Consider the following 23,759-nt stretch of genomic DNA (forward strand, 5'->3'; position numbering starts at 1 on the left):
ATGACCTTTCCCTGGCACCCTCCGAGCGTGCGGGACTGGACTCGCTCCCATGACCACAGCGACACAGGGCCTGCGCCTCGCGCCGGCCCGCACCGCTCGCGGCGCCGGTCGCCCCGCCCGCCGCACCCTCAACGCCGCCACCGCACGCGCCTGTCTCACCGCCGGCGTGCTCGCGGCCACCGCCGGGCTCGGCCTCGGCGTCCTCCTCGCCGCTGCCCTCGAGACGAGCCTGCCGGCCCGGTTCTCGGCCGTCTGGGCCCTCACGCTCATCGGGCGCCTCACCGCCGTCGCCGGCACCTACGGGGCCCTGTGGATGGTCCTCCTCGTCGCGCGCGTGCCCCCGATCGAGCGCGCCATCGGCCAGGACCGCCTCGTCGCCCTCCACAAGAAGATCGGTCCCTGGAGCATCTGGCTCATCGGCGTCCACGTCCTCGCCTCCGTCATGGCCTGGGGGCCCTGCCCGACTCCGCCACCTGGTGAGGCGAGCTGTGGTCGATGACGACGAGGCAGCGCTGGATCCTCGCCGCGGACGTCGGCGCCCTCATGCTCATCGTCGCCGGCCTCACGAGCTGGGCCCGCGCCCGCCAACGCCTCCCGCGCCAGGTCTGGTGGACCGTCCACCTCTACACCTACCTCGCGATCGCCCTCGCCTTCGCCCACCAGATCACGATCGACGGCCCCTTCCTCACCGGCTGGGCACGCACTGTGTGGATCGCCTTGTACGTCCTCATCGGCGGACTCATCCTCGGCTACCGGGCCCTGCTGCCCCTGGAGCGCTCACTCCACCACGACCTGCGGGTCGCCAAGGTCGTGCGCGAGAGCCGCGACGTCGTCTCCGTGTGGGTGAGCGGGCGCGAGCTCGACCGCCTGCGCGTGCGCCCGGGCCAGTTCGCCCAGTGGCGCTTCCTCGCCGACGGCCTCGCCTACGAGTCCCACCCGTACTCCTTCCCCGCACCCGCCCGCGACGACCTGCTTCGGCTCACCGTCAAGGACCTCGGCGACGCCTCCGCCCTCACCGCCCGCCTCCGGCCCGGCACGCGCGTCCTCATGGACGGCCCCTACGGGGTGATGACCCCCGAGCGGGTCTGCGCCACCGGCCGAGCCGTCCTCGTGGCCGGCGGCGTCGGCGTCGCCCCGGCGCGGGCGCTGGCCGAGGGCCTGGCCGCCGACGGCGCGCGCGTCGACGTCGTCGTGCGGGCCTCCGACGCCGGGGACTTCAACATGTGACCGACGGCGCCCCTGCGCCACGCGGCGGCCCCGACCGCCGCACCACCACCTCGCCGGGCACGTCGCCCGGGCCCAACAGCCTCACGAATCGAGTCACCATGCGCCCCTCCGTCACCGGCGGCATCACCGCCGGAGCCACCGCCCTCGGCGTGGCCGCCATCCTCATCCTCAACCCCTCCGGCGCCGGCACCTCCGTCGCCTCCACCATCGCCACCGGCGCCTCGTCCGGTGCCGCCGGCAGCGGGTCGACGACGACGCAGTCCGGGACGTCCTCCTCGTCCGGGACGACGTCGTCGGACTCGTCGGGCAGCACCACGAGCGGGAGCTCCTCGACGGACTCGAGCTCGTCGTCGACGGACTCGTCGTCCACGACGTCCTCGTCCTCCAGCGTGAAGGACGGGACATGCACCGGCGCCGTCTACGAGAGCCCCTACGGCGCCATGCAGGTCGAGGCGACGATCTCCGACGGCAAGATCACGGACATCACCTGGGTCCAGCTGCCGAGCGACGGCCACTCCCAGCGCATCAACTCGACCGCCGCGCCCACGCTCGTCGACGCCGCCGAGCCGGTCCTGGACGCCTGCGAGGCGGAGATCGCGCGCATTGACCGGCTCTTCTCCACCTACCGCGAGGATTCCGTCGTCAGCGCGCTCCGGCGGGACCCGGCGCTGGAGAAGCGTCTCGGGTGGACCGGCGACCACCTCGACGTCCACACCGTCCTCGAGGAGTGCCGGGCGGCGCGACGGCTTACGGCCCGAGGCTGGGGACGGGCGGCTCACCGCCCGCCAGGCGACCGTCTGGGGACCCGACGACGGGCTCGCGGACGCCTTCGCCACGGCGCTCCTGCTCGGCGGGCGCGACGCGGCCGGCGCCTTCGAGGAGCTCCGCGCCTCCGACGAGGAGCCGGACAGGCCCTCGCGCTGGGGCGCCTACGTCGTCGAGAACGACCGCGCCTGGAGGCTGGGCGAGACGGACGCGCTCGTCGCTCCCCGGCTCGATGGCGTCGGCTGACGATTGGGGCAGCCGGCTGCATCGGACGTGACCTGGAACGGCGCGCGTCGCCGTGTCACTCGTAGTGGGTCCACATCCGCAGCACGTGGACGACGTGCTCGTCCGGAAGGACCTCGTAGACGAGCCGGTGCTGGATGTTGATGCGTCGTGAGTAGCAGCCCGCCGGGTCGCCGACGAGCTTCTCGTAGCGCGGTGGCGTTCTGAACGGGTCCTCCGCGATGAGCTCCAGGAGGTGCTGGGCCTTGGTCTTGAGTCCCGAGGTCGTGAGCCGCTTCGCGTCCTTCTGGGCCTGACGCGAGTAGACGAGGCGCCAGGCGGTCACCAGTCGAGATCCTCCGAGCCGGCGTCGAGCCCTTCCTCACGGGCCTCGCGAATCGACTCGGTCAGTCCCGGAATCGCCTGGAGGTAGAGGGTCTCCTGGATGGCGCGCCAGTCGTCCTCGCCGACGAGGACGGCGTTCCCGCGCTGGCCGGTGATCGTGAGGGGCTCGGACTCCTCGTTCACCTGGTCGATGAGCCGGTAGATGTGTGCGCGAGCGGTGGTGGCGGGGACAGCGGTCATGAAGAAAGCGTACGGGCTCACGTACGTGTGTGTCGATCGCCCGTCTCCGTGGTTCTCGGCCCGTCGACCTGGCTGCCGGCGGTGGTGCTCGCAGTCAGATCTGGACGAGGAGGCAGGTGTCCTGCCCGTCGAAGCCGGAGGCGGCGGCAACCCGGCCGTCCGCGAGGAGCGCGGCGCCGGCGGTGTACTCACCGTCCTCGCCCGTGGCGGCGCCGTTGACGAGGAGCGCCTGCGGCGCGACGGTCGCGGACTGCTCGGCGTAGGCGCCCAGCTCCTCGGTGAGCCACTGGTGCGGTGGGAAGGAGACGAACACGGGCCACAGGAGCAGGTCGATCCCGAGCCCGGTGAAGCGCGGCTGGTCGCTCCACAGGTCGCCGCACAGCGCCACGGCCGTGCGACGCCCCTTCCACTCCACGACCTGGACGTCCTCTCCGACGGCGTAGACCGCCGGGTCGGCCCATTCCTCGCGCCAGCCGGTGCTGATCCGACGCTGCTCGAGGAGGACGCCGTCGGGGGAGACGAGCCGGTAGGTCGAGTAGAAGCGGTCGCCATCGCGCTCGACGCAGCCGTAGCCGGCCGTGATCCCGGTGCGCCGGACGGCCTCGGTGATCGGCTCGTGCCCGGGCGCGTCGGTGGTGATGGCGGCGGCACGATCGGCAGTGGGCTCGAAGGTGACGGACTCGAAGCCCTGGAGGTACGCCTCGCAGGTGAGGACCGCGTCGACGCCGCAGCCCCGGTACCGCTCGAGCTCGGCGACCAGGCGCACCGTGTTCCCTTCGACGTCCCCGGTGACAGTGGTCAGTCCTGCCATGACTGCTCGCATGGAGCTGATTATCGCGCTGGAGAACCGGGCTCGTGGCGAAGGTGATTACTTCGTGTGATGTCTCGGGACATTGGTGACGGTTCTGCCTCATGACGTCGGTGACGGTTGGTGTGTCAGGACCTCGGTGAGGGTTGGGGTGCTGGAGGGTTCTTCTTGTGTCCTCTTCCGCCTCGGTGGTTGATGGGGGGCGTAGGTCGAGACGTATCGGACGCCGGGGGCGGGCCAGTCGTACTGTGCGAGGACCTCACCGTCGGTGGTGGCGATGGCGATGGCCTCGGGGTCCCAGTCGAGGATGACCTCGCGGCCGGTGTGGGTCTTGGAGACCAGGAACATCACGGAGGCGAGGTTGATGGTCCCGTTGGTCCCCATGCGGACCGTCCGGGTCCCCGACGGCGGGGTCTTGCGCCGCTGGGGCGGCCTGGCGCCCCGCCGGGGCTGGCCCGACGCGCCTGTCTGCACCGTTGCGGGTGCGGGGGTATCGCCGACACTGACAGGCTCAGCCGGTGGGGTGGGCCGCGGAGGGGTGGCGACGGGGGTGGCGTCCCACGCCTGTTGGGGCGTGATGCGCCCGGGCAGGGCCTGGTTGGGGCGCTCGGTGTTGTAGATGGGGTCGAAGTCGTCGACCTGGCCCTGGAGCTGTTCGATGGTGGAGGCCATCGGCTGGGCGTCGAGGTAGCGGAGCAGGGTGCGGTGGAAGCGCTCGTTCTTGCCCTGGGTGGTGGGCTTGTAGGGCTTGCCCGTGATCGGCGTAACCCCCAGGGAGCGGACGTGCTCCACCAGACGGCCGGTCACGCTGCGGCGGGTGGGGTTCATTGCGAGCCCGTTGTCGGTGAGCAGGCGCTGGGGCACCCCACGGGCGGCGACGCCCTTGTCGAACACGGCGACGGGCGCCTGGCTGGTCTCCGCGCCGGCGACCAGGGAGGCGACCGCTAGGTGTACTTCCCCGTGAGGTTGTGAACGCGGTCTGAGGGGGTCTGGCCGCCGATTCCGGTGTGGGGTCGGTGGTGATTGTAGTAGTGCAGCCAGGTCGTGTAGGCGGCGGTTCGCTCTGCCTCGTCGGTGTAGACGGCGGCATACGCCCACTCGGCGGCGAGAGTGCGGTTGAAGCGCTCGACCTTGCCGTTGGTCTGCGGCCGGTAGGGCTTGGTCCACTTGTGCTTGACGGCCTGGCCGAGGGCATCAGCGAAGGCGCGCGAGCGGTAGCAGGCGCCATTGTCCGTCATCACGGCGGTGACGGTGACGCCGAGGCCGGAGAAGAACGCGTTCGCTCGTTGCCAGAAGGCGGCCGCGGTCTCCTTGCGCTCGTCGTCGAGGATCTCGGAGTACGCGACCCTGGAGTAGTCGTCGACGGCGTGGTGCAGGTACCGGTAGCCGCGCGAGCCCGGCGCCCCTGCCCTGGCGGCTCGATCGCGCACAGCGCCCGCGGTGCGGTCCTGGACGGATCCGCGACCGTGGACCCGCCAGCCGCCGCCGTCGGGGATGCGGCCTTGCTTCTTGACGTCAACGTGCACCAGCAGGCCGGGCGCAGCGACCTCGTACCGCCGCGGTGCCGGCTTGCGCACTGGCAGCCCGGTGGACTGGTCGATGTTGGCCAGCTTGGGCATGTGATAGCGGGCCAGTACCCGTCCGACCGTGGAGCGGTGCAGCCGCAGGTGATAGGCGATCCGGTGGGGACCCCACCGACGTGTGAACCGCAGCGCGATGATCCGGTGCTCCGTCCTGCGCGGCAGTCGCCCTGGGGAGGAACTCGGCCTCGAGCTCCGGTCGGTCAGCTCCAGCCCGGACCGGTACCTGTCCACCCACCGCTTCGCCGTCGCCGGCGAGCACTGGAACCGTTCGGCGGCGCGCCGCAGGGACCAGCCCTGATCGACGACGAGAACAGCGAGGCGACGACGCCCCTCCGGCGTCAAAGGCGCGTTAGCGTGAGTCATGAGGACCTCCGTGGTCAGGATGCGAGTGCGGTAACCCACATCCTGCCCGGAGGTCCTCGCTACCTCGACCGTTCACAACCTCCCGGTGAAGTACAGCTAGGCGGGAGTGGTCGTCCTGGAGCTGGAAGATGACGGCCTTGCGTCCGCCGGTGAGTACGTACTCGGTGGCGTCCAGCTGCCAGCAGGCGTTGGGGGCGGGGTAGACGAAGCGTCTGAACGCCGAGCGGGGCCGCTTGCGCGGTTCGGCTCGCGCGGCACCCTCGGCGCGGAAGATCCTGGCCAGGGACGCCGGCGAGGGGGCGGCCAGGCCCATGGCCTTCATCTTGTCGTGCACCGAGATCGGGCCGTTGTCCAGGCCTGAGGAGGCCAGTGCCGCCCGCACCGCCAGGGCCTGAGCACGCTGGTCGTCGCTGATGGCGGTGGGGCTCGTGAGCGGGCGGGGGCTCCAGGGCTGCTGCCTCGCCCTCGACGCGGGCCCTGGCGCGGATCGCGTAGAAGGTCTTGCGGGAGATCGACTGCTCAGCGCAGAAGGTCGTCACTGCACCGCGTGGGGCGTCCTGGGGCCAGCGAACGATCGCCAGACGCACACGAGGATCAACACGAGGGTTCGTTGAGCTCATGGGCCAATCCGACCCGAAGTGTCACCTCCCAAACCCCTAGAACTGTCACCGATGTCCTGAGGCAGAACTGTCACCGAAGCCCTGAGACATAACAAAGGTGATTACTTCGTGGAGGTGTCCGGAAACGACCGTCAAAGGACACCCCACGACACGCCGCACGACACGCGACCATAAATCCTGTTCAGAACTTCGTGTTCGTGACTTCGCTCGACCACGCGAGCATGATGAGCTCGGGGCCGCCTGTGGTGGCGCGAGCTCAGCTCGTCACTGGCGCACGTTGCCGTTCGCCGTTCAAGGTCGCCCCATTCGTTGCTGCGGCGTCAGCCCGGCGGCCGACGCCGGCGTCGGCTCAGTCCTGCGAGCCGGAGTCGCCGGTGCTGCGCCCGCCGCGAGTGCGCTCGCGGTTTCGCGAGCGGCCCGAGCGCTCGCCGCGGCCGCGCCCCGACGAACGCCCCTCGGAGGAGCCGCCGTCGTGCCCGGACTCGCGCCCACCGCGCCCACCGCGCCCGCCGCGCCCGCCCCGGTCCCCGCCACGACCGCGCCCGCGGCCGCGGCCGCCACGGCCACCGCGCTCGTCGTCGCGGTGCTTCTTGCCGGTCTCGCCCAGGTCCTCGATCTCCTCGGCGTCCAGGCCCGCCAGCGTCCGCTTGGAGCGGGGGAGCTTGCCGGTGACGCCCTCGGGGATGCTGAGGTCGGCAAAGAGGTGCTCGCTCGTGTGGTAGGTCTCCACCGGCTCCTCCATCGGCAGGCCGAGGGCCTTGGCGATGATGCGCCAGCGGGGGACGTCGTCCCAGTCGACGAAGGTGACGGCCGTGCCCTTGTGCCCGGCGCGACCGGTGCGGCCGATGCGGTGGACGTAGATCTTCTCGTCCTCGGGGCACTGGTAGTTGATGACGTGGGTGACGTCGTCGACGTCGATGCCGCGGGCCGCGACGTCAGTGGCGACAAGCACGTCGATCTTGCCGTTGCGGAAGGCGCGCAGCGCCTGCTCGCGGGCGCCCTGGCCGAGGTCGCCGTGCAGGGCGCCGGTGGCGAAGCCGCGGGAGGCGAGGTCCTCGGCCACGCGGGCCGCCGTGCGCTTGGTGCGCGCGAAGATGATGGTGCGCCCGCGGCCCTCAGCCTGGAGGATCCGGGAGACGACCTCGACCTTGTTGAGGGCGTGGGTGCGGTAGACGACCTGCTGCGTGGACTGCACCGTCATCGAGTCGTCGCCCGGGTCCTGGGCGCGGATGTGCGTCGGCTTGGTCATGTAGCGGCGGGCCAGGGCGACGACGGCGCCCGGCATGGTCGCGCTGAAGAGCATCGTCTGGCGGTCGTCGCGGGTGCGGGCGAGGATCTTCTCGACGTCGGGCAGGAAACCCAGGTCGAGCATCTCGTCGGCCTCGTCCAGGACGACGGTGGTGACGTGCGTGAGGTCGAGGACGCCGCGCTCCATGAGGTCGATGAGGCGTCCGGGCGTGCCGACGACGACCTCGGCGCCCTTCTCGAGGGCCTCGATCTGCGGCTCGTAGGCGCGCCCGCCGTAGACCTGGACGATGCGCACGGTGCGCTTGGCGGCTGCCTGGGTCAGCTCCACGGCGACCTGCTTGGCGAGCTCGCGCGTGGGCAGGACGACGAGGGCCTGCGGGGAGCCCGACGCCGGGTCCTCGTCCCAGCCGTCCTCGCCGGGGCCGAGGGTGTCCATGAGCAGCGGGATGCCGAAGCCCAGGGTCTTGCCGGTACCGGTCTTGGCCTGGCCGATGATGTCCTGGCCCTCGAGGGCCACGGGCAGGGTGAGGGCCTGGATGGGGAAGGGGTAGGTGATGCCCTTCTCCGCGAGGGCCTCGGTGATCTCGGGCTCGACTCCGTAGTCCGCGAAGGTCTTCTTCGTCAGGTCGGTGTCGTCGCCCTCGTCGGTGATGTCGGGGGTCGCCTCGTCGAGGACGGGGGCGTGGGCGCCCGCCGTCTCGATGATGCCGGAGGCGTGCTGGTCGCCGACGGGCTGGGCCTGCTGGCCGGCCTGCTTGGCCTGCTCGGTCGCCTCGGTGGTCTGGTCGGTGGTGGTCTCGTCGCTCACGAGCTTCCTTCGGTCGTGGACCGCGCGGGCGCGCCGGCGTCCCCTGCGACAGGGGCGCCGACGGCGTCGTGGGGCTCGGTTCGTGGCGCCCGATCGGGGCGTCCGGACCGCGCCGCGGTCCCGGGGTGGCAGCCGATCGTGGTTCGTGCCCTGCGCCAGCCCGAGGGGCGGCGGGGCGAGGCTGCGTGACGACCGGGCAACCGTGGACGCCCTCAGGGTAGCGGCGTGGAGCCCACCTGGCCCCTGCCCCGTCACGATTGGGCCGCACGCGTGGGGGATGTCACGGACGAGGGGCGTCTCGCCGTGACGGTCCGGTCACCGGCCCGATAGGGTGCGGCGCATGAGCACCACGCTGACCCTGTGGGGGCAGTCCGCCGTCACGCTCGACTCCGAGCGCGGACGCCTCACCATCGACCCCGGCTCCCTCTCCGACCTCGCCTGCCTCGAGGGGGCGAGCGCCGTCCTCATCACCCACGCCCACGTCGACCACCTCGACGTCGACGCCGTCGTCAAGGCCGTGTGCACCAACCCGGCGCTGCGCGTCATCGCCCCCGCCGACGCCGTCGTCCAGCTCAAGGAGGCGGGCGCCACCGCCGAGCGGCTCGAGACCGTCGCCCCCGGCGACCGCCTCACCGTCGTCGGCCACGACGTCCTCGCCGTCGGCGGCGAGCACATGCCCATCCACGAGGGCATCCCCACGCCCGCCAACGTCGGGTACCTCATCGACGGCCGGATCCTCCAGCCCGGTGACGCCTTCCCCGAGCTCCCCGAGGGCACCGGGCTCGACGTCCTCCTCCTGCCCGTCTCCGCCCCGTGGCTGCGCCTGGCCGTCGCCGCCGACTACGCCCTCGCCGTCGGAGCGAAGCGCGTCATCCCCATCCACGACGCCCTCCTGTCCGACTCCGGCAAGTCCATCCACGACAACGTCGTCGCGGGCGGCGTCGCCGTCCCCGGCTACGAGCGCGTCGCCGTCGGCACGCCCGTCGCCCTCTGAGACCGGTCCGCGAGCCCGCACGAGGGGCCCGCTCCTCGGTGCGGTCCGCGGCTCCCGCAGCGGGCCCCTCGCGGGTCGCGGCGGCCTTACCCTGGTGCGCATGACCTCGTCGACCACCACGACCGACCCCACCGCACCGGGCTCCGCCGAGCCCACGCCCTTCGCGCGCTCCGTGATCGGGATCGTCGTCTTCTCCCGCACGATCGCCGCTGTCCGCTACGCCAAGGACGCCGGCAAGGCGCCCACCCTCGAGGCCCGCCTCGCGCTCCTGCGCATGAGCGCCGACGCCGTCGCCTCCTGCGAGGAGGCCCGCCGCCTGGGCGCCGCCTCCGGCATCGACCCCGTCGAGGCCGCTGCCGGGTACCTCGGAGCCCTCGGCGAGGTCGACGAGCGCCTCCGCCCCCTCGACTGGTCCGAGCGCCTCGTCAAGACCTACCTCGCCGTCGGTCTCCTCTCCGACTTCGCCGGAGCCCTCGTCGACGAGCTCGGCGGTGATCTGTCGACCGGCCTGCGCGCCGTCATCGGCGCCGACGACTTCGGGGCCTTCGCCTCCGCCGAGCTCATGGGCGACCTCGACGCCGACCCTCTCCTCGCCGGCCGTCTCGGCCTGTGGGGCCGCCGCGTCGTCGGCGAGGAGATCGGCACCTTCCGCCGCCTCCAGGCCGAGCGCCCCGTGCTCCTGTCCGGCGGTGCGACCTCGGACGGCCTCCACGAGGTCCTCTCCGAGGGCGCCACGAGCCGCATGCGCTCGCTCGGCCTGCGGGTCTGAGCGCGCCCGTCGGGCCTCCTGCCGTGACGACGGGGCCGCACGAGCTGAGGTGCTCGCGCGGCCCCGTCGTCGGGTGAGGGGGCGTCCGGCCCCTCGTGCCGGCTCAGTCCCGCGGGCGCGCGACCCGGGCGGCGATCGCCTCACCGAGGCCCGAGGTGCTGCCGTGCCCGCCGAGGTCGGGCGTGAGGACCTCCTCGTCGTGCTCCGCCAGCACGGCCTCGAAGGCGGCCTCGACGGCGTCGGCGGCCTCGGTCTCACCGAGGTGGCGCAGCATGAGCGCGCCGGACCAGATCTGGCCGATCGGGTCCGCGACGCCCTTGCCGGCGATGTCCGGCGCCGAGCCGTGCACTGGCTCGAAGAGGCTCGGGAAGCGGCCGTCGGGGTTGATGTTGGCGCTCGGCGCGATCCCGATGGTGCCCGTGCAGGCCGGTCCGAGGTCGGAGAGGATGTCGCCGAAGAGGTTCGAGGCGACGACGACGTCGAAGCGGTCCGGGTGGAGCACGAAGTTCGCCGTGAGGATGTCGATGTGGTTCTTGTCGACGCGGACCTGCGGGTACTCCTCGCTCATCGCCGCCACGCGCTCGTCCCAGAAGGGCATGGTGATGGCGATGCCGTTGGACTTCGTGGCGCTCGTGAGGTGGTGGGCCGGGCGAGAGGCCGCCATCTCGTAGGCGTAGCGGACGACGCGGTCCACGCCGGTGCGGGTCATGACCGTCTCCTGGACGACCGTCTCGCGGTCCGTGCCCTCGAACATGCGCCCGCCGATCGAGGAGTACTCGCCCTCGGTGTTCTCCCGCACGACGAGGAAGTCGACGTCGCCCGGCTCGCGGTCGGCCAGCGGGCTGGGCACGCCCGGCAGGAGCCGGACGGGGCGCAGGTTGACGTACTGGTCGAAGTCGCGGCGGAAGCGCAGGAGCGAGCCCCACAGGGAGACGTGGTCCGGGACGACCTCGGGCCAGCCCACGGCTCCGAAGTAGATGGCGTCGTACTCCCGGAGCGTCTCGAACCAGTCGTCGGGCAGCATCTGCCCGTGCTCCTGGTAGTACTTGGCGCTGGACCAGTCGAACTCGGTGGTCTCCAGCTCGACGTCGTAGGCCGCGGCGGCCGCGCGCAGGACCCGCAGGCCCTCGGGGACGACCTCCTTGCCGATGCCGTCGCCCGGGATGACGGCGATCCGCCAGGGCCCGTGCCCGCTCGCGTCGTGATCGGTCATGTCCTTCTCCTCCTCGAGACGACTCCGTCCCGTCCTCGTCCCGGGATCCTCACTCGTGCAGGGACCGAAGGACCTTGAGGAACTCCGCCTTGCCCTCGAGGCCGATGCCGGGCAGGTCGCCGGGGGCGACGCGGGAGTCGACGACGCGCGCGTCGTCGGTGAAGCCGCCGGTGGGCTGGAACTCGCCGGGGTAGGACTCGTTGCCGCCCAGGTGGAGGCCGGCGGCGATGTGGAGGGAGAACTGGTGGCCGCCGTGCGGGATGCAGCGGCGCGAGGACCAGCCGTGGGCGTCGAGGGTGTCCAGGACGCGGCGGTACGCGGTGAGGCCGTAGGTGAGGGCGGGGTCGACCTGGATGAAGTCGCGGTCGGGGCGCATGCCGCCGTAGCGGACGAGGTTGCGGGCGTCCTGGGCGGAGAAGAGGTTCTCGCAGGTGGCGATGGGGCGGCTGTAGCGCTCGGCGACGGTGGCGTTGAGCGCGTAGTCGAGCGGGTCGCCGATCTCCTCGTACCAGAACAGCTCGTAGGGCTCGAGGGCGCGGGCGTAGGCGAGCGCCGTCTCGAGGTCGAAGGCGCCGTTGACGTCGACGGCGAGGCGCGATCCGTCCCCGTCCAGGACGCCGTCGACGACGGCGTCGATGCGGCGCAGGTCCTCGTCGAGGCCGGCACCGCCGATCTTCATCTTGACGACCCGGTAGCCGGCGTCGAGGAAGCGGCGCATCTCGTCCTGGAGGTCGGCGAGGGTCTTGCCGGGGGCGTAGTAGCCGCCGGCGGCGTAGACGAAGACGTCCTCGTCGGGCTCGCCGTCGCCGTAGTGGTCGGAGACCCAGCGGTAGAGGGGGACTCCGGCGATCTTGGCGGCGAGGTCGTGGAGGGCCATGTCGACGACGCCGACGGCGACGGAGCGCTCGCCGTGGCCGCCGGGCTTCTCGTTGGCCATCATGATCGGCCAGGCGCGCTCGGGGGAGAGGTTGCCGTCCTCGTCGAGGAGGGACTCGGGGTCGGCCTCGAGGAGGCGGGGGAGGATCCGCTCGTTGAGGATGCCGGTGGCGTTGTAGCGGCCGTTGGAGTTGAAGCCGTAGCCGACGAGGGGCTTGCCGTCGACGACGACGTCGGAGACGAGCGCCAGGATGGAGGAGTCCATCTTCGTGAAGTCGATGTAGGCGTTGCGGATGGGCGAGCTGATCGGGATGGTGCCGGCGTGGGCGGAGACGATGCGCATGGCTGCCTGACTCTCTGGTGGAGGGGCCGGTCGGGTGGCGTGAGCAGTGGTGCGGGAGCGTCGTTCCCGGTCGGTCTCATATCTTATAAGTGGTGAGATGAGAGTACGGCGGGGCGCGGAAGAGCGCATGCCCCCTCGTGCCACACTGGGGACGTGCCGATCCTCACCTCCAAGGCCGACGGCGCCTACCGCGAGATCCGCCACCAGGTGCTCGACGGGACCCTCGCCCCCGGAGCCCGCGTCAACCAGTACGAGCTGGCCGACGCCATGGGCATCTCCATCACGCCTCTGCGCGAGGCCATGCGCCGCCTCACGGGGGAGGGGTGGATCGTCCAGGACGCCCACCGCAACGCGCGGGTCGCCGAGCTCGACCTCGACGAGGCCCGGCACCTCAACGAGACGCGCCGCGTCCTCGAGCCCGCCGCCGTGGCACTGGCCGCTCAGCGCCGCACGGACGACGACGTCGCCGCGATCGAGGCCGCCGTCGCCGAGCTCCGCCCGGTCACCAGCGAGGAGGGTGAGTCCGCGCTCGCAGCCCACTCCGAGCTCCACCGCAGCCTCTACCGCGCTGCCCACAACCCGGTCATGGAGGGTCTGCTCGACGGTCTGTGGGACAGGCTCGAGCGCTACCGGCGGTCCGGTCTCGAGGCGGGGGCCCAGGCCGGTCCTCGCACGCGCGACCACGAGGAGCACCTCGAGCTCGCGCGCCTCGTCATCGCCGGGGACGGCGAGGCCGCGGCCGCGCTCATGACCGAGCACATCGACCGCAGCCTCGCGGCCGAGGTGGCGGCCTCCGCGGAGAGGACGACCGACGCGACGGTTGGGCGTGCCCGGTCCGAGGAGGGGGAGGGCGGCTCCCAGGGGTGAGCGCCGCGGGCCGAGCCCCGGCGGCCCCGTGGCCCGCGGAGCGTCCTATCTCAGGCCTCGACGAAGAGCCAGGCGGTGAGGACGAGCCCGCCGACCACGACGATGAGGCGCATGACGCGCTCCGGGATGAGCCGCTGGATCTACGGGCCCAGCAGGCCGCCCACGAAGGAGCCGAGACCGACCGCGATCGTGGCCGCCCAGTCGACCTGGCCGGCCACGATGAAGAGCATCGAGGCCACGATGTTCGCGACCGCGATGAGCGGGGTCTTGAGCAGCACCGACTCGTGCGTCGTCAACGGCGTCCCCAGTGAGCACAGGTCGAGGAACGTGATCCCGGAGCCCGCGCCGGAGTGGCCGCCGTAGATGGCGACGACGCCGAGCAGCACGAGGAAGACCGGCGTCGAGAGGCGGAAGCGGCCCGAGCGCAGCTCGATGCGGGGACCGGCTGCGATGAGGAGGACGCGGTCGGCCCGGCGCGCTGCGCGGTCGGACCGCCTCGGGCACGATGGTTCCGGAGGGCGACGGAGCCCTCCCGGGACCGTCCGAGGAGGCCGGGCCCGCACGCTCGAGGGTGAGGAGACCCGTCAGATGTTCATCCGCCGCGAGGCCATCGCCGTCCGTTGCGACCACGAGGGGTGCGAGCGCATGGTCGCCCACCGCGTCGTCGACACCGTCCACGACCCCGACGGGACCGCCATCGAGCGCGTCCTCGCCCTGAGCGTCAACGAGGACGACGCCCTGCGCGCCGTCGAGCGCGACGGCTTCAAGATCGTCGGCGACCACGTCTTCTGCGAGAAGCACGACCGGGTCTGAGCTCGGACCGCCTCACGACGGCGTCAGCCCCCGCTCCGTGGTGGAGCGGGGGCCGACGCCGTGGCTGGTCGGTCGGCTCAGATGCCGAAGCCGACGCGGCGCTGCGAGGCCTCGCCGAGCTCGACGGAGGCGATGCCGCCGGCCGGCACGAAGACCTTGCGGCCCTTGTCGTCGGAGAGGACGAGGGGCTCGCCGTCGCGGTCGGCGCGGGTGAGGGCCTCGAGGATCTCGTCCTGCGAGGCGGAGGTCTCCAGGTCGAGCTCGCGGCTGGAGTGCTTGACGGCGATGTGGATCTGCATGGTGGCTGCTCCTCGTGCTGACGTGTGCGGTGCGCGGGCGCCCGGACCGGCTCCCGCGGCGGCCGGCGCCCCCTCGAGGACGACGGCCGTGGTGCGGTTGCGCTGGGCACGATCCTAGGGCGGGCCGTCGTCGCCGCCCGAGGCTCCAGCCGCGTCGTCGCGCGCTTTTCGCGCCGCGCGGACGGGCGCCGGATTCATGTCGTGGGCCCGTGGTGGGATGGGGCCATGCACGAGGACACGACGCCGGAGCCCCTCCGCCTCCTGCCCGCCCGCGGGGTCCCGCCCCTGCCGGAGCCGGGCGAGGACGCCGCACGCGTCCTCGAGCGCGCTCGCGAGGGCGCCAACCTCGTCGTCCTCGGGGCCGCCGGCACCGGGCGCTCCACCCTTGCGCTGCGCCTCCTCGCCGAGGCCGTCCGCGCCGGGCGCGACGCCCTGCTGCTCGCGCCCACGCGAGCCCGCGCGGACCAGCTGCGCGCCCGCGCCGCCCACCTCCTCGAGGGTCGAGGCGGGGGAGTGGTGCGCGTGCGCACGCCCGCCGGCTTCGCCTTCACCGTCCTCACCACCTCCCTCACCGCCCGTCCGGACCCGCTGCCCGCGCCGGTCCTCCTCGCCGGCGCGGAGGAGGACGCCGCGCTCGCGGCCCTCATCCGTCCCGAGCAGTGGCCCGGCCTTCCGCCCGAGGCCGTCGCCTCGCGCGCCTTCCGCACCGAGCTCCGCAACCTCCTCGCCCGCGCCGGCGAGCTCGGCGTGGACGCCGACGACCTCGCGGATCTCGGGCGTGCCCTCGACGTCCCCCCGTGGGGCCCGGCCTCCGCGCTCCTGCGCACCTGGGACGCACAGGGCCGCCCGAGCGCCGAGCGGCGCAGCGAGACCCGCCGCATGGACACCGCCCGCATCCAGGACCGCGCTGTCGAGGCCCTCGCCTCCTGGGACGCCGACGGCGTCACCGAGCCGCGCCCCGTGCCGGACCTCGTCATCGTCGACGACTACCAGGACTGCACCGCCGCCACCGCCCGTCTCCTCGTCGCCCTCAACGCCCCGGACGCCGCCGGGCACCGCGCCCAGGTCGTCGTCCTGGGGGACCCCGACGTCGCCGTCGAGACCTTCCGCGGCGGCTCCCCGAGCCTGCTCAATGAGGCCGAGGACCGCTCCGGTCTCGCCGCCGAGCGTCTCACCCTCGGCACCCGCCACCGCGGCGGGCCCGCGCTGGCCGCCGTGTGGGAGGACCAGGCCGGGCGCCTGCCCGTCACGGGCACGGCCGCCCACCGTCGCCCCGCCCTCGCCCAGGAGCCGGGCCGCGCCGTGGAGACGGGCGCCGGGACCGCCCCGCGGCCCACCGGGGTCCTCCCGCTCGTCGCCTCCGGCGAGGCCCAGGAGGCCGCCCACGTCGCGCGCCTCCTGCGCGCCGAGCGCATCCACCACGGCACCGGCTGGGGCGAGATGGCCGTCATCGTCCGCTCCTCGGGCCGTGCCCAGGCGGTCGCCCGGGACCTGCGCCGCCGGGGCGTCCCACTCGCGTCGTCGACGCCCGCCGTCCTGCTGCGCGCCGAGCCCGCCGCCTCCGCGCTCCTCGCCGTCGCCCGGGCGGGCCTCGAGGGGCGCCTCGGCGGCCCGGAGGCGCTGCCCGAGCGGCCCACGGCCCTCGACCTGCTCGCGAGCCCTCTCATCGGGCTGAGCGTCCTGGACCTGCGCCGCCTGCGCCGTCGTCTGCGCGCGGACCGACCCGCGGAGGGGAGCCCGGATGAGAACCTCCTGTCCGTACTCGGCTCCGTCGACGGCGCCTGCGCCCTCGCCGAGGCACTCGCGCAGGAGCCGCTGGCAGAGCAGGCCGAGCGCCTCGCCCGCGCCGCCCGCGTCATCGCCGCCGTCCGCGACGTCGTCGAGGAGTCCCGGGGCCAGGCCGAGGAGGGCGCTCCCGCCGTCGGCGTTCCCGCTGCCGGTGAGGACCCGGTCCCCGCCGGGACCGGCACCGGTGACGCGGCGGGACGACGGACCGGGAGCACGGGCACCGAGGCCTCCGGCCGCGTCGACGCCGAGCAGCTCCTCTGGGCCGCCTGGGACGCCTCCGGGCGCGCCGAGGCCTGGCGCGCCACCGCCCTCAGCGGCGGAGCCTCCCACGCCGACGCCCTCCTCGCCGAGGCCGCCGAGCGGGACCTCGACGTCGTGACCGCTCTGTTCAAGCGCGCCGAGATCTGGGCCGAGCGCCACCCGGGCGCCGACGCCGCCGACTTCCTCACCGAGCTCGCCGAGGAGGTCCTCCCCTCGGACTCCGTCGCGCCCCAGGGCGTGCGCCCCGACGGCGTCCCCGTCCTCACCCCGGCGGCCGCGGCCGGCCGCGAGTGGGAGGTCGTCGCCGTCATGGGGCTGGGCCGCGACGCCTGGCCGGACCTGCGGCTGCGCGACTCGCTGACCCGCTCCGGGCTCCTCGTCGACGCCGTCACCGGCCGGCTCCCGCTCGGAGCCGACGGCGCCCCCACCGGCGAGCTCGACGCCGCCTCCGCCCGCGCGCAGGTGCGCGCCGACGAGCGACGCATGCTCCTGTCCGCCCTCACGCGGGCCACGCGGCGGCTCGTCGTCACCGCCACCCAGGACGAGGACCACGCCCCCTCGGCCTTCCTCCTCGAGGTCGCCCGCTCCGCCAGCGCCCCGCTCCTGGACGAGGACGGCGCCGTCATCACCGCTCCCGACGTCGGCGACCTCACCCTGCGCGGACTGGTCGGCGAGCTCCGCCGCGCCGCCGTCGCCGGGGCCCTCGAGGGCGCCGAGGACGCCGACCGGGACCGCGGGCGGGCCGCCGGGCGGGTGCTCGCGCTGCTCGCCTCCTCCGGCGTCGCCACCGCGGACCCTGCCTCCTGGGACGGAATCGCCGGCCCCACCTCGCACGCGCCCCTCGTCGAGCCCGGCCGGGCCGTGCGCGTCAGCCCCTCGGACGTCGAGGGCGTCGGCACATGCCCGCTGCGCTGGTTCCTCCAGCGCCAGGGCGGGGACGCGGGCGCCACCGGCGCCCAGAGCCTCGGCATCGTCATCCACGAGATCGGCGAGCAGGCCCAGCGCGAGGGACTGCGCGGTGAGGAGGTCATGACCCTCCTCGAGGAGCGCCTGCCAGAGCTCTCCTACCCGGACACCTGGTTCGGCTCACTCGCCGTCCAGCGCGCCCGTGACCTCACTGAGCGCCTCGCCTCCTACCTCGACGGCGTGCCCGGCCGCGTCGACGTCGAGAAGCGCATCGACGTCGAGCTCGACCTGCCCGTGCCCGGGGCACCGAGCACGGGCACGGGCGCCGATGGCACCGGTGACGCGCCTCTTCCGCTCACTGCCGTCGACGGCGGATCGGCCGCGGTCGGCGCGCCCGCCTCAGGCACTGTCCGCGTCCACCTCGGCGGACGCATCGACCGCATCGAGCACGTCGGCGAGGGACCCGACGGCGCCCCGCCAGTCACCGACGGCGACGCCCTGCCCGACGGGCGCGGAGCCCGCGTGCGCGTCATGGACCTCAAGACCGGAGGCCGCCCCAAGAACGACCCGGCCCGCCACGCCCAGCTCGCCACCTACCGCCTCGCCCTGGAGCACCACGGCTACGACGTCGTCGGCGCAGGCCTCGTCCAGCTCGGGGAGAAGCCGCTCAAGGACGGCCTCACGCGCGTCTTCCCGAAGGGCGCGGCCCTCGACGCCTCACCGGACCCGGAGACCGGGGAGGACTGGGCCTCGGACATGGTCGCCTCCGCCGCGCTCGACGCCTCCGGAGCGCACCTCGAGGCGCGCACCGGCGCCCACTGCCAGTTCTGCCCCGTCAAGAGCTCCTGCCCGGCCGTCGCCGAAGGAAGGAGGGTCCTCGCATGACCCCGACGCACTCCCAGGACCCGCGCGACGCCCGCACCCCGGTCGGCCCCGACGCCAGCGCGGCGCAGCCGGGCGCCGGCACCGCGGGTGCCGCCCCGGCCGCCCGCCCCGACCTCAGCCCCGCCGAGCTCGCCCGCGCCCTCAAGATCCATGAGCCCACCGAGGAGCAGGCCCGCGTCATCGCCCACCCGCTCACGCCCCTCCTCGTGGTCGCGGGCGCCGGCTCCGGCAAGACCGCCACGATGAGCCAGCGCGTCGTCCACCTCGTCGCCACGGGCCGCGCCCGCGCCGACGGCGTCCTCGGCCTCACCTTCACCCGCAAGGCCACCGCCGAGCTCGCCCAGCGCGTCGGCGCCCGCCTCGACCAGCTCGCGGCCTCCGGCCTCATCGAGGCCGACGAGGACGCCCCCGAGCCGACCATCGCCACCTACAACTCCTTCGCCGGCTCCCTCGTGCGGGACCACGGCCTGCGCATCGGCGTCGACCCCGACTCCACCCTCATCACCGAGGCCCGCGCCTGGCAGATCGCCTCTGACCTCGTCGAGTCCCGCTCCGAGCCGCTCCCGATCGAGTCCCTGTCCACGGCCACCGAGGCCGTGCTCCGCCTCGACGGCGCCCTCTCCGAGAACCTCCTCACCGTCGAACAGGCTGCCGAGCAGATCGAGCAGCTCCAGGAGCTCTTCACCGGCCTCGCCGGGATCCGCGGCCTCAAGACCGCCTTCGGCAAGCCGGCGGGCACGATGGGCGAGCAGCTCGGCATGCTCGAGGTCGTCGCCGCCTTCCGGGAGCGCAAGCGCGCCCGGTCCCTCCTCACCTTCGGGGACCAGATCGCGCTGGCCTGCCGGATCGCCGAGGACGTCCCCGAGGTCGCCCGCGCCGTGCGCCGCCAGTACCCGGCCGTGCTCCTCGACGAGTTCCAGGACACCTCCGTCGCCCAGGTCCGGCTCCTCTCCGCCCTCTTCGAGGGCAGCGGCGTCACCGCCGTCGGCGACCCCAACCAGGCCATCTACGGCTGGCGCGGAGCCTCCGCCGGGGCGCTCGACTCCTTCCACGAGGCCTTCAACCCGGCCGGCACCGAGGCGGTCAGGGCGGGCGCGGACCCGGACGAGGCCACCCCCGTCCTGCCCCTGTCGACCGCCTGGCGCAACGACGTCGCCGTCCTCGACGCCGCCAACGTCCTCTCCACGCCGCTGCGCGTCCACTCCGTCCAGCCCGGCGACGCCCTCGTCTCCCACCTCCCCGTCGAGCCGCTGCGGCCCCGTCCGGCCACCGCCGGGCTGGCGCAGGGGGCGGTCCTCGGGGCTTTCCTCCAGGACTCGCTCGCGGAGGCGGAGGCGGTCGCGGAGTTCATGGGCGAGCGCTGGGGCGCTGACGTCTCCCTCGCCGTCCTGTCCCGCACGCACGCCGCCCTCGAGCCCGCGGCAGAGGCCCTCGGGGCGCGCGGCATCCCCTACGAGGTCGTCGGCATCGGCGGACTCCTCACCCTGCCCGAGGTCGCCGACGTCCGCGCGCTCCTCACCGTCGCCGCCGACCCCGAGCGCGGCGACCGGCTCATGCGCCTGCTCACCGGCGCCGGCATCGGCGCCACCGACCTGCGCGCCCTGCACCAGTACGCCCGTGTCCAGGCCCGTGGCCCGGTCCGCGAGGAGGCGCCCGAGGGGGAGGAGAACCCGGACGCCCCGCTGCTCTCCGAGGCGATCGAGGCGATCGCCCGCCGCGCCGACTCCGGCCGCGACGGCGTCGACGCCGTCACGGTCCCCGGGCTGACACCCGCCGGGACGCGGCTCGCCGACCGGTTGGCCCGGCGGGTGCGACGCGTCCGCTCCGCGCTCGCCCTGCCCCTGCCGGACCTCGTCGTCCTCGCCGAGCAGGCCCTCGGACTCGACGTCGAGATCGCCGCCCGCGTCGACGCGCCGCTCGGACGTCGGGGCCTGGACGCGTTCCGGGGCGTCGCCGAGCAGTACGCCGCCGACATCGACGCCCCGACCCTCGCCGGCTTCCTCGAGTGGCTCGCCGTCGCCGAGGTGCGCGAGGGGGCGCTCGGCGTCCCCGAGGTCGAGCCCGAGCCCGGCGCCGTCCAGCTCCTCACGGTCCACGCCGCCAAGGGCCTCGAGTGGGACTCCGTGGCCGTCGTCGGCCTCAACGAGGGCGGGTTCCCCAACTACGACGCGAGCCCCAAGGAGGACCTGTCCGTCGCGGACCGCTCCTGGATGACGAAGAAGGCCGAGTTCCCCCACCCGCTGCGGGCCGACGCCGGCACCTTGCCGCCCTTCGAGCTCGGGGCGCTCGAGCCGCCGGCGGTCGACAAGGACGACGCGAAGGACCTCCTCGAGCAGTACTCCCAGGCTCTCGGGCGCTACGGCGTGGCGGAGGAGCGGCGCCTGGCCTACGTGGCGGTGACCCGCGCCAGGCACGACGTGCTCCTCACCGGCTCGCACTTCTCGAAGACCTCGAGCCGTACCCGGCCCATGAGCCGCTTCCTCGCCGAACTCGTCCGCCGCGACCTCGTCGCGCCCTACGGCGCCGGCTTCACCGAGCTCGCCGAGGACGCCGAGAACCCCATGGCCGCGGCGACGACGACGGCGCGATGGCCCGTCGAGCCGGAGGACGCCGCCGACGCCGGTCCCGAGGGCGCCGAGCGGCGAGCGCGTCTGGCCGCCGCCGAGGCGGTCCGGGGACTGGTGGCGAGCGGCGGGACCGTCGAGGTCACCGGAGCGGCAGGGGCGGGCGGTGACTCCGCGTCCACGGACGCGGCCGCGTCGCGCTGGCGACAGGAGGCGGCGCTCCTCCTCGCCGAGCGCGCCCGACGTGACAGCGAGCCGCCCTCGGTCCGTCTGCCCCAGCACCTCGCGGCGACGAGCCTCGACGAGCTTCGTTCGGACCCGGCTGCCTTCGCCCTCGATCTGCGCCGCCCGCTGCCGCCGCACCCGCGCGAGGCCGGGCGCCTCGGCACCGTCTTCCACGACGCCGTCGCCCAGCGGCTCGCCGCGGGCTCCGCGCTGCTCAGCCTCACCGACGCCGGTGTCCCGGACACCGTCACGCCGGAGGACCGCGCCAAGCTGGAGCGCTGGCTCGCCACCGCGGAGGAGCTGCCGCTGCTCGACGGCTACACGCTGGCCGCCACGGAGACGGACCGAGAGCTCACGCTCGGCGCGACGACCCTGCGCTGCCGCATCGACGCCGTCTTCCACAGGGACGGCGCCGCCGACGACGAGCCGGGCGCCTGGCTCATCGTGGACTGGAAGACCGGGCGGTGGCACGTGCCCGTCGATCAGCTGAGCATCTACGTGCACGCCTGGTCGGCGTCGCTCGGCGTGCCCGCGGAGGCGGTGCGTGCGGCATACGTCTACGTCGACGCCCCCGGCGGGGAGGTCGACGAGCTCGCGAGCGGGGACGTCCTGCCCCTGGCCGCGATCGAGGAGATCCTCAGCCCGCGTGGCTGAGAGAGACCGAAGGCATTAGGCGGAGCGCAGGCTCCGGGAGAGGACCTCGCTGGCGTACTCGTTCACGGTCATGCTCTTCGAGGCCGCCGCCTGCTCGACGAGCTCCCACAGGTCCGCGGGCAGACGCACGGTGTGAGTCTCCATGGGGTCGTCCGGGCGCCAAGGAGCGCGCGCGGGCTCGAGGGTGGCGTCGGCGAAACCCGCCTCGGCCTGCGCGGCCCAGCGCTCCACGTCCGCGTCGGTGAACTCGGCACCGTTGGAACCGACGTAGGTGGTCATCGTGCCTCCCTGATCTCGTTGAGGAATCCCTGGGTCAAGTAGTTCGCGTGGATGACCATGATCTCACCACCGAGGAGCCCGACGACGACGAGCTCGATGGGGCGACCACTGTGATCCCACCCGATCATCGCCCACCGTGGTGGCTCAGCGTCACGATCGCGGTCGCGGATACGGGCGTCACCACTGCTCGTGGCGAGCGCATCGATGATCTGCTCGTCGATGAGACCGTGCTTCCGAGCACGTGAATGAATGATCACCCAAGCAGGTTATGCGGCGGGGATGAGCCGATTGCAGTGCAGGAAGGGGGGCTGTGGATAACTCCCCTGGCTCAGTCGCGGTGCGGGCGCTGGCGCGCCGCGAGGCGCACGACCGTGTCGTCCCCCTCCGTCGTGGTCTCCTCAGAGTCCTGGGGGGACGTCGTCGCCTCGGCGGAGACGTCGTCGGCGTCCGCCGGCTCGTGCTCAGCGTCGTCGTCGAGGTGCTCAGGGAGCGGATCGACGGCAGCCAGGTGCGGTGCGGCCTCCTCGGTGATCGTCTCCGAGCCGACCTGGCTCGCCAGGTCGTTGAGCATGGCGACGGCGTCGGCGGTGATGCCCTCGTTCTCCGCACGCACGCCGTGGAGGAGCCAGCGCACGAGGCTGAGCTCGCTCACGAGCTCGGCGCGGTCGCGCAGGTGCTTGTCGGTGCCCTCGGCCCGGGCCGCCTCGTAGGCGGCCTCGATCGAGTCCAGGCAGTCGACCGGCACGGAGGAGTAGACCCAGGCGAGGTCCTCGGCCGGGTCGCCCACGTGCGTGAGCCCCAGCCCGCGGATCGCGGTGACGGCGCCGCCGCTGGTCAGCACGTTCTCCTCGGCGAGGTCGCCGTGCACGAGGACCGGCTTGAAGCGCCACAGGCTCGCGTCGGACAGCGCCGCCTCCCAGCGGTTGAGCAAGACGTCGGGGACCTTGCCGGTCGTGCGCGCCTCGTCGAGGAGCGACTCCCAGCGCTGGCGCGTCTCCGCGGCGTCGTACACGGGCATCCCGGAGTCGGCGACGATGTCGGTCCTCAGCTCGTGCAGCTCTCCGAGGGCCTTGCCGAGTCCCGCGGACAGTCCGGGGCCGGGGCGCAGGGCGTTCACGTCGATGGGGCGGCCCTCGAGGTGGGTGCGGACCTGGACGTGGGCGTCCTTGCGGCGCAGGGAGCCGGCCGGGCGGGGCACGTTGAAGGAGAGGTAGCCGTCGTCGACGACGCGGCCGATGCGCTTGAGGACCTCGGCCTCCGCCTCGAGGGCGGCCCCGGTGGCGTCGTCGCGCGCCTCGAGGACCTCCCAGTGGCGGCCCTTGGTGTCGATGACGCCGACGACGTGCAGCTCGGGGGACTCCTCCTGCGGCAGCGCGAGCTTGGCGGCGTCGAGCCCGGGCACGGCGACGCCGGCCATCGCGGCCAGGGCGAGGGCGCTGCGGTCGCGGGGGAGCGCGGTCGGCTGCTTCGCCTTCTCGGAGCGTTCGCCGGTACCGGTGCCGGTGCCGGTGCCGGTGCTCGGCGCGTCCCGCGCCGAGCGGGCGTCGTCGACGGACACCCGCTCGGCGTCCTGCTCGTCGGTCGGTGCGGCGGGGGCGTTCTCGAAGGGGGGCTGCGACATGCCCCCAACGGTAGGGGAGGAGGCTGAAAGGTCGCCGTCGGCGCGCCCCGACGACGTGCGTCGCGCGCACCACCCTGAGGGAGCCCCGTGCCCGGCCTGCGGATCCGGGGCCCCGGTGCGGTTCCGTCGGCGCCCGCATCCGCCGCAGCGTTATCCACAGGAAGTACTCAGGC

Annotated in this window: 24 protein-coding genes and 1 pseudogene; 10 read left to right on the plus strand and 15 right to left on the minus strand. The window is 73.6% G+C overall.

Annotation, left to right across the window (positions count from 1 at the left end):
* Positions 1 to 49: 49 nt before the first annotated feature.
* Complete coding sequence (locus AXF14_RS08115; protein WP_067942364.1) at positions 50 to 499, plus strand: ferric reductase-like transmembrane domain-containing protein; 450 nt, start codon at positions 50 to 52, stop codon at positions 497 to 499.
* A complete protein-coding gene (locus AXF14_RS08120) occupies positions 496 to 1,227 on the plus strand; it encodes a ferric reductase-like transmembrane domain-containing protein (RefSeq protein ID WP_067942366.1) in 732 nt (243 codons plus the stop codon). Before AXF14_RS08115 ends, AXF14_RS08120 begins: the two co-directional genes overlap by 4 nt.
* On the opposite strand, the gene AXF14_RS08125 is transcribed toward AXF14_RS08120, so the two are convergent.
* Positions 1,217 to 1,597 (minus strand): hypothetical protein, encoded by a 381-nt coding sequence (locus tag AXF14_RS08125; protein WP_150118454.1) that lies wholly within the window; start codon positions 1,595 to 1,597, stop codon positions 1,217 to 1,219. The genes AXF14_RS08120 and AXF14_RS08125 overlap by 11 nt on opposite strands.
* Positions 1,598 to 1,657: 60 nt before the next feature.
* Positions 1,658 to 1,831 (minus strand): hypothetical protein, encoded by a 174-nt coding sequence (locus AXF14_RS13970; RefSeq protein WP_169798258.1) that lies wholly within the window; start codon positions 1,829 to 1,831, stop codon positions 1,658 to 1,660.
* Here AXF14_RS13970 and AXF14_RS08130 point away from each other — a divergent pair.
* Complete coding sequence (locus tag AXF14_RS08130; protein WP_067942370.1) at positions 1,831 to 2,238, plus strand: hypothetical protein; 408 nt, start codon at positions 1,831 to 1,833, stop codon at positions 2,236 to 2,238. The genes AXF14_RS13970 and AXF14_RS08130 overlap by 1 nt on opposite strands.
* 55 nt (positions 2,239 to 2,293) lie before the next feature.
* On the opposite strand, the gene AXF14_RS08135 is transcribed toward AXF14_RS08130, so the two are convergent.
* From AXF14_RS08135 to AXF14_RS08160, 7 genes and pseudogenes are all read right to left on the minus strand, one after another.
* Positions 2,294 to 2,560 (minus strand): Txe/YoeB family addiction module toxin, encoded by a 267-nt coding sequence (locus AXF14_RS08135; protein ID WP_084355459.1) that lies wholly within the window; start codon positions 2,558 to 2,560, stop codon positions 2,294 to 2,296.
* A complete protein-coding gene (locus AXF14_RS08140) occupies positions 2,557 to 2,799 on the minus strand; it encodes a type II toxin-antitoxin system Phd/YefM family antitoxin (protein WP_067942374.1) in 243 nt (80 codons plus the stop codon). Before AXF14_RS08140 ends, AXF14_RS08135 begins: the two co-directional genes overlap by 4 nt.
* Positions 2,800 to 2,893: 94 nt before the next feature.
* Positions 2,894 to 3,622, minus strand: coding sequence for a carbon-nitrogen hydrolase family protein (locus AXF14_RS08145; RefSeq protein ID WP_150118455.1), 729 nt, complete (start codon positions 3,620 to 3,622; stop codon positions 2,894 to 2,896).
* Between the two features lie 87 nt (positions 3,623 to 3,709).
* Entirely contained in the window at positions 3,710 to 4,501 is a 792-nt protein-coding gene (locus AXF14_RS08150) for an integrase core domain-containing protein (RefSeq protein WP_067942378.1), read from the minus strand.
* A 50-nt stretch (positions 4,502 to 4,551) separates the two neighbouring features.
* The gene (locus AXF14_RS08155; protein ID WP_067944230.1) at positions 4,552 to 5,553 is read right to left on the minus strand and encodes an IS481 family transposase; all 1,002 of its coding nucleotides are present in this window, start codon (positions 5,551 to 5,553) and stop codon (positions 4,552 to 4,554) included.
* Positions 5,554 to 5,581: 28 nt separating this feature from the next.
* Positions 5,582 to 6,173 (minus strand): annotated as a pseudogene (locus tag AXF14_RS13285) (transposase family protein); the annotation flags it as partial.
* Positions 6,174 to 6,522: 349 nt separating this feature from the next.
* Positions 6,523 to 8,229: a DEAD/DEAH box helicase gene (locus AXF14_RS08160; RefSeq protein WP_067942380.1), complete on the minus strand. Its 1,707-nt coding sequence runs from the start codon at positions 8,227 to 8,229 to the stop codon at positions 6,523 to 6,525.
* A gap of 340 nt (positions 8,230 to 8,569) precedes the next feature.
* On the opposite strand from AXF14_RS08160, the gene AXF14_RS08165 reads away from it, so the two are divergent.
* Positions 8,570 to 9,223, plus strand: a complete 654-nt coding sequence (locus tag AXF14_RS08165) for an MBL fold metallo-hydrolase (RefSeq protein WP_067942382.1) — start codon at positions 8,570 to 8,572, stop codon at positions 9,221 to 9,223.
* A gap of 100 nt (positions 9,224 to 9,323) precedes the next feature.
* Positions 9,324 to 9,992 (plus strand): ferritin-like fold-containing protein, encoded by a 669-nt coding sequence (locus AXF14_RS08170; protein ID WP_067942384.1) that lies wholly within the window; start codon positions 9,324 to 9,326, stop codon positions 9,990 to 9,992.
* 103 nt (positions 9,993 to 10,095) lie between these two features.
* Here AXF14_RS08170 and AXF14_RS08175 read toward each other — a convergent pair whose 3' ends face one another.
* The gene (locus AXF14_RS08175) at positions 10,096 to 11,205 is read right to left on the minus strand and encodes a tartrate dehydrogenase (RefSeq protein ID WP_067942386.1); all 1,110 of its coding nucleotides are present in this window, start codon (positions 11,203 to 11,205) and stop codon (positions 10,096 to 10,098) included.
* A gap of 49 nt (positions 11,206 to 11,254) precedes the next feature.
* Positions 11,255 to 12,424: a mandelate racemase/muconate lactonizing enzyme family protein gene (locus AXF14_RS08180; RefSeq protein WP_067942388.1), complete on the minus strand. Its 1,170-nt coding sequence runs from the start codon at positions 12,422 to 12,424 to the stop codon at positions 11,255 to 11,257.
* A gap of 153 nt (positions 12,425 to 12,577) precedes the next feature.
* Between AXF14_RS08180 and AXF14_RS08185 the strand changes: the two genes are divergently transcribed.
* Entirely contained in the window at positions 12,578 to 13,291 is a 714-nt protein-coding gene (locus tag AXF14_RS08185) for a GntR family transcriptional regulator (protein ID WP_084355461.1), read from the plus strand.
* 140 nt (positions 13,292 to 13,431) lie between these two features.
* On the opposite strand, the gene AXF14_RS13290 is transcribed toward AXF14_RS08185, so the two are convergent.
* Entirely contained in the window at positions 13,432 to 13,854 is a 423-nt protein-coding gene (locus tag AXF14_RS13290; protein ID WP_084355462.1) for a sulfite exporter TauE/SafE family protein, read from the minus strand.
* 25 nt (positions 13,855 to 13,879) lie between these two features.
* Here AXF14_RS13290 and AXF14_RS08195 point away from each other — a divergent pair, with 25 nt between their 5' ends.
* Complete coding sequence (locus tag AXF14_RS08195) at positions 13,880 to 14,104, plus strand: hypothetical protein (protein WP_067942392.1); 225 nt, start codon at positions 13,880 to 13,882, stop codon at positions 14,102 to 14,104.
* 77 nt (positions 14,105 to 14,181) lie between these two features.
* On the opposite strand, the gene AXF14_RS08200 is transcribed toward AXF14_RS08195, so the two are convergent.
* On the minus strand, positions 14,182 to 14,403 hold the full coding sequence (locus AXF14_RS08200; RefSeq protein ID WP_067942394.1) for a DUF3107 domain-containing protein: 222 nt from the start codon (positions 14,401 to 14,403) through the stop codon (positions 14,182 to 14,184).
* Positions 14,404 to 14,628: 225 nt separating this feature from the next.
* On the opposite strand from AXF14_RS08200, the gene AXF14_RS08205 reads away from it, so the two are divergent.
* Positions 14,629 to 18,243, plus strand: a complete 3,615-nt coding sequence (locus AXF14_RS08205) for a PD-(D/E)XK nuclease family protein (RefSeq protein WP_067942396.1) — start codon at positions 14,629 to 14,631, stop codon at positions 18,241 to 18,243.
* A complete protein-coding gene (locus AXF14_RS08210) occupies positions 18,240 to 21,686 on the plus strand; it encodes an ATP-dependent DNA helicase (protein WP_084355463.1) in 3,447 nt (1,148 codons plus the stop codon). The genes AXF14_RS08205 and AXF14_RS08210 overlap by 4 nt, the downstream gene beginning before the upstream one ends.
* Before the next feature lie 15 nt (positions 21,687 to 21,701).
* Here AXF14_RS08210 and AXF14_RS08215 read toward each other — a convergent pair whose 3' ends face one another.
* Positions 21,702 to 21,965: a hypothetical protein gene (locus tag AXF14_RS08215; protein WP_067942398.1), complete on the minus strand. Its 264-nt coding sequence runs from the start codon at positions 21,963 to 21,965 to the stop codon at positions 21,702 to 21,704.
* Between the two features lie 47 nt (positions 21,966 to 22,012).
* Between AXF14_RS08215 and AXF14_RS13975 the strand changes: the two genes are divergently transcribed.
* A complete protein-coding gene (locus tag AXF14_RS13975; RefSeq protein WP_067942399.1) occupies positions 22,013 to 22,210 on the plus strand; it encodes a hypothetical protein in 198 nt (65 codons plus the stop codon).
* A gap of 83 nt (positions 22,211 to 22,293) precedes the next feature.
* On the opposite strand, the gene AXF14_RS08225 is transcribed toward AXF14_RS13975, so the two are convergent.
* Complete coding sequence (locus AXF14_RS08225) at positions 22,294 to 23,586, minus strand: phosphotransferase (protein WP_084355465.1); 1,293 nt, start codon at positions 23,584 to 23,586, stop codon at positions 22,294 to 22,296.
* Positions 23,587 to 23,759 lie beyond the last annotated feature (173 nt).

Origin of the sequence: Actinomyces radicidentis, from assembly GCF_001553565.1 — a bacterium.
GTDB lineage: Bacteria > Actinomycetota > Actinomycetes > Actinomycetales > Actinomycetaceae > Actinomyces > Actinomyces radicidentis.

What these genes read in the sequence shown, in the direction of transcription:
- AXF14_RS08175 (WP_067942386.1), bottom strand. Translation starts at nt 11,205, where the DNA reads ATGACCGATCACGACGCGAGCGGGCACGGGCCCTGGCGGATCGCCGTC.
- AXF14_RS08170 (WP_067942384.1), top strand. Translation starts at nt 9,324, where the DNA reads ATGACCTCGTCGACCACCACGACCGACCCCACCGCACCGGGCTCCGCC.
- AXF14_RS08145 (WP_150118455.1), bottom strand. Translation starts at nt 3,622, where the DNA reads ATGCGAGCAGTCATGGCAGGACTGACCACTGTCACCGGGGACGTCGAA.
- AXF14_RS08205 (WP_067942396.1), top strand. Translation starts at nt 14,629, where the DNA reads ATGCACGAGGACACGACGCCGGAGCCCCTCCGCCTCCTGCCCGCCCGC.
- AXF14_RS08225 (WP_084355465.1), bottom strand. Translation starts at nt 23,586, where the DNA reads ATGTCGCAGCCCCCCTTCGAGAACGCCCCCGCCGCACCGACCGACGAG.
- AXF14_RS08120 (WP_067942366.1), top strand. Translation starts at nt 496, where the DNA reads ATGACGACGAGGCAGCGCTGGATCCTCGCCGCGGACGTCGGCGCCCTC.
- AXF14_RS08155 (WP_067944230.1), bottom strand. Translation starts at nt 5,553, where the DNA reads ATGACTCACGCTAACGCGCCTTTGACGCCGGAGGGGCGTCGTCGCCTC.
- AXF14_RS08165 (WP_067942382.1), top strand. Translation starts at nt 8,570, where the DNA reads ATGAGCACCACGCTGACCCTGTGGGGGCAGTCCGCCGTCACGCTCGAC.
- AXF14_RS08140 (WP_067942374.1), bottom strand. Translation starts at nt 2,799, where the DNA reads ATGACCGCTGTCCCCGCCACCACCGCTCGCGCACACATCTACCGGCTC.
- AXF14_RS13970 (WP_169798258.1), bottom strand. Translation starts at nt 1,831, where the DNA reads ATGCGCGCGATCTCCGCCTCGCAGGCGTCCAGGACCGGCTCGGCGGCG.
- AXF14_RS08215 (WP_067942398.1), bottom strand. Translation starts at nt 21,965, where the DNA reads ATGACCACCTACGTCGGTTCCAACGGTGCCGAGTTCACCGACGCGGAC.
- AXF14_RS08200 (WP_067942394.1), bottom strand. Translation starts at nt 14,403, where the DNA reads ATGCAGATCCACATCGCCGTCAAGCACTCCAGCCGCGAGCTCGACCTG.
- AXF14_RS08210 (WP_084355463.1), top strand. Translation starts at nt 18,240, where the DNA reads ATGACCCCGACGCACTCCCAGGACCCGCGCGACGCCCGCACCCCGGTC.
- AXF14_RS08115 (WP_067942364.1), top strand. Translation starts at nt 50, where the DNA reads ATGACCACAGCGACACAGGGCCTGCGCCTCGCGCCGGCCCGCACCGCT.
- AXF14_RS08195 (WP_067942392.1), top strand. Translation starts at nt 13,880, where the DNA reads ATGTTCATCCGCCGCGAGGCCATCGCCGTCCGTTGCGACCACGAGGGG.
- AXF14_RS08180 (WP_067942388.1), bottom strand. Translation starts at nt 12,424, where the DNA reads ATGCGCATCGTCTCCGCCCACGCCGGCACCATCCCGATCAGCTCGCCC.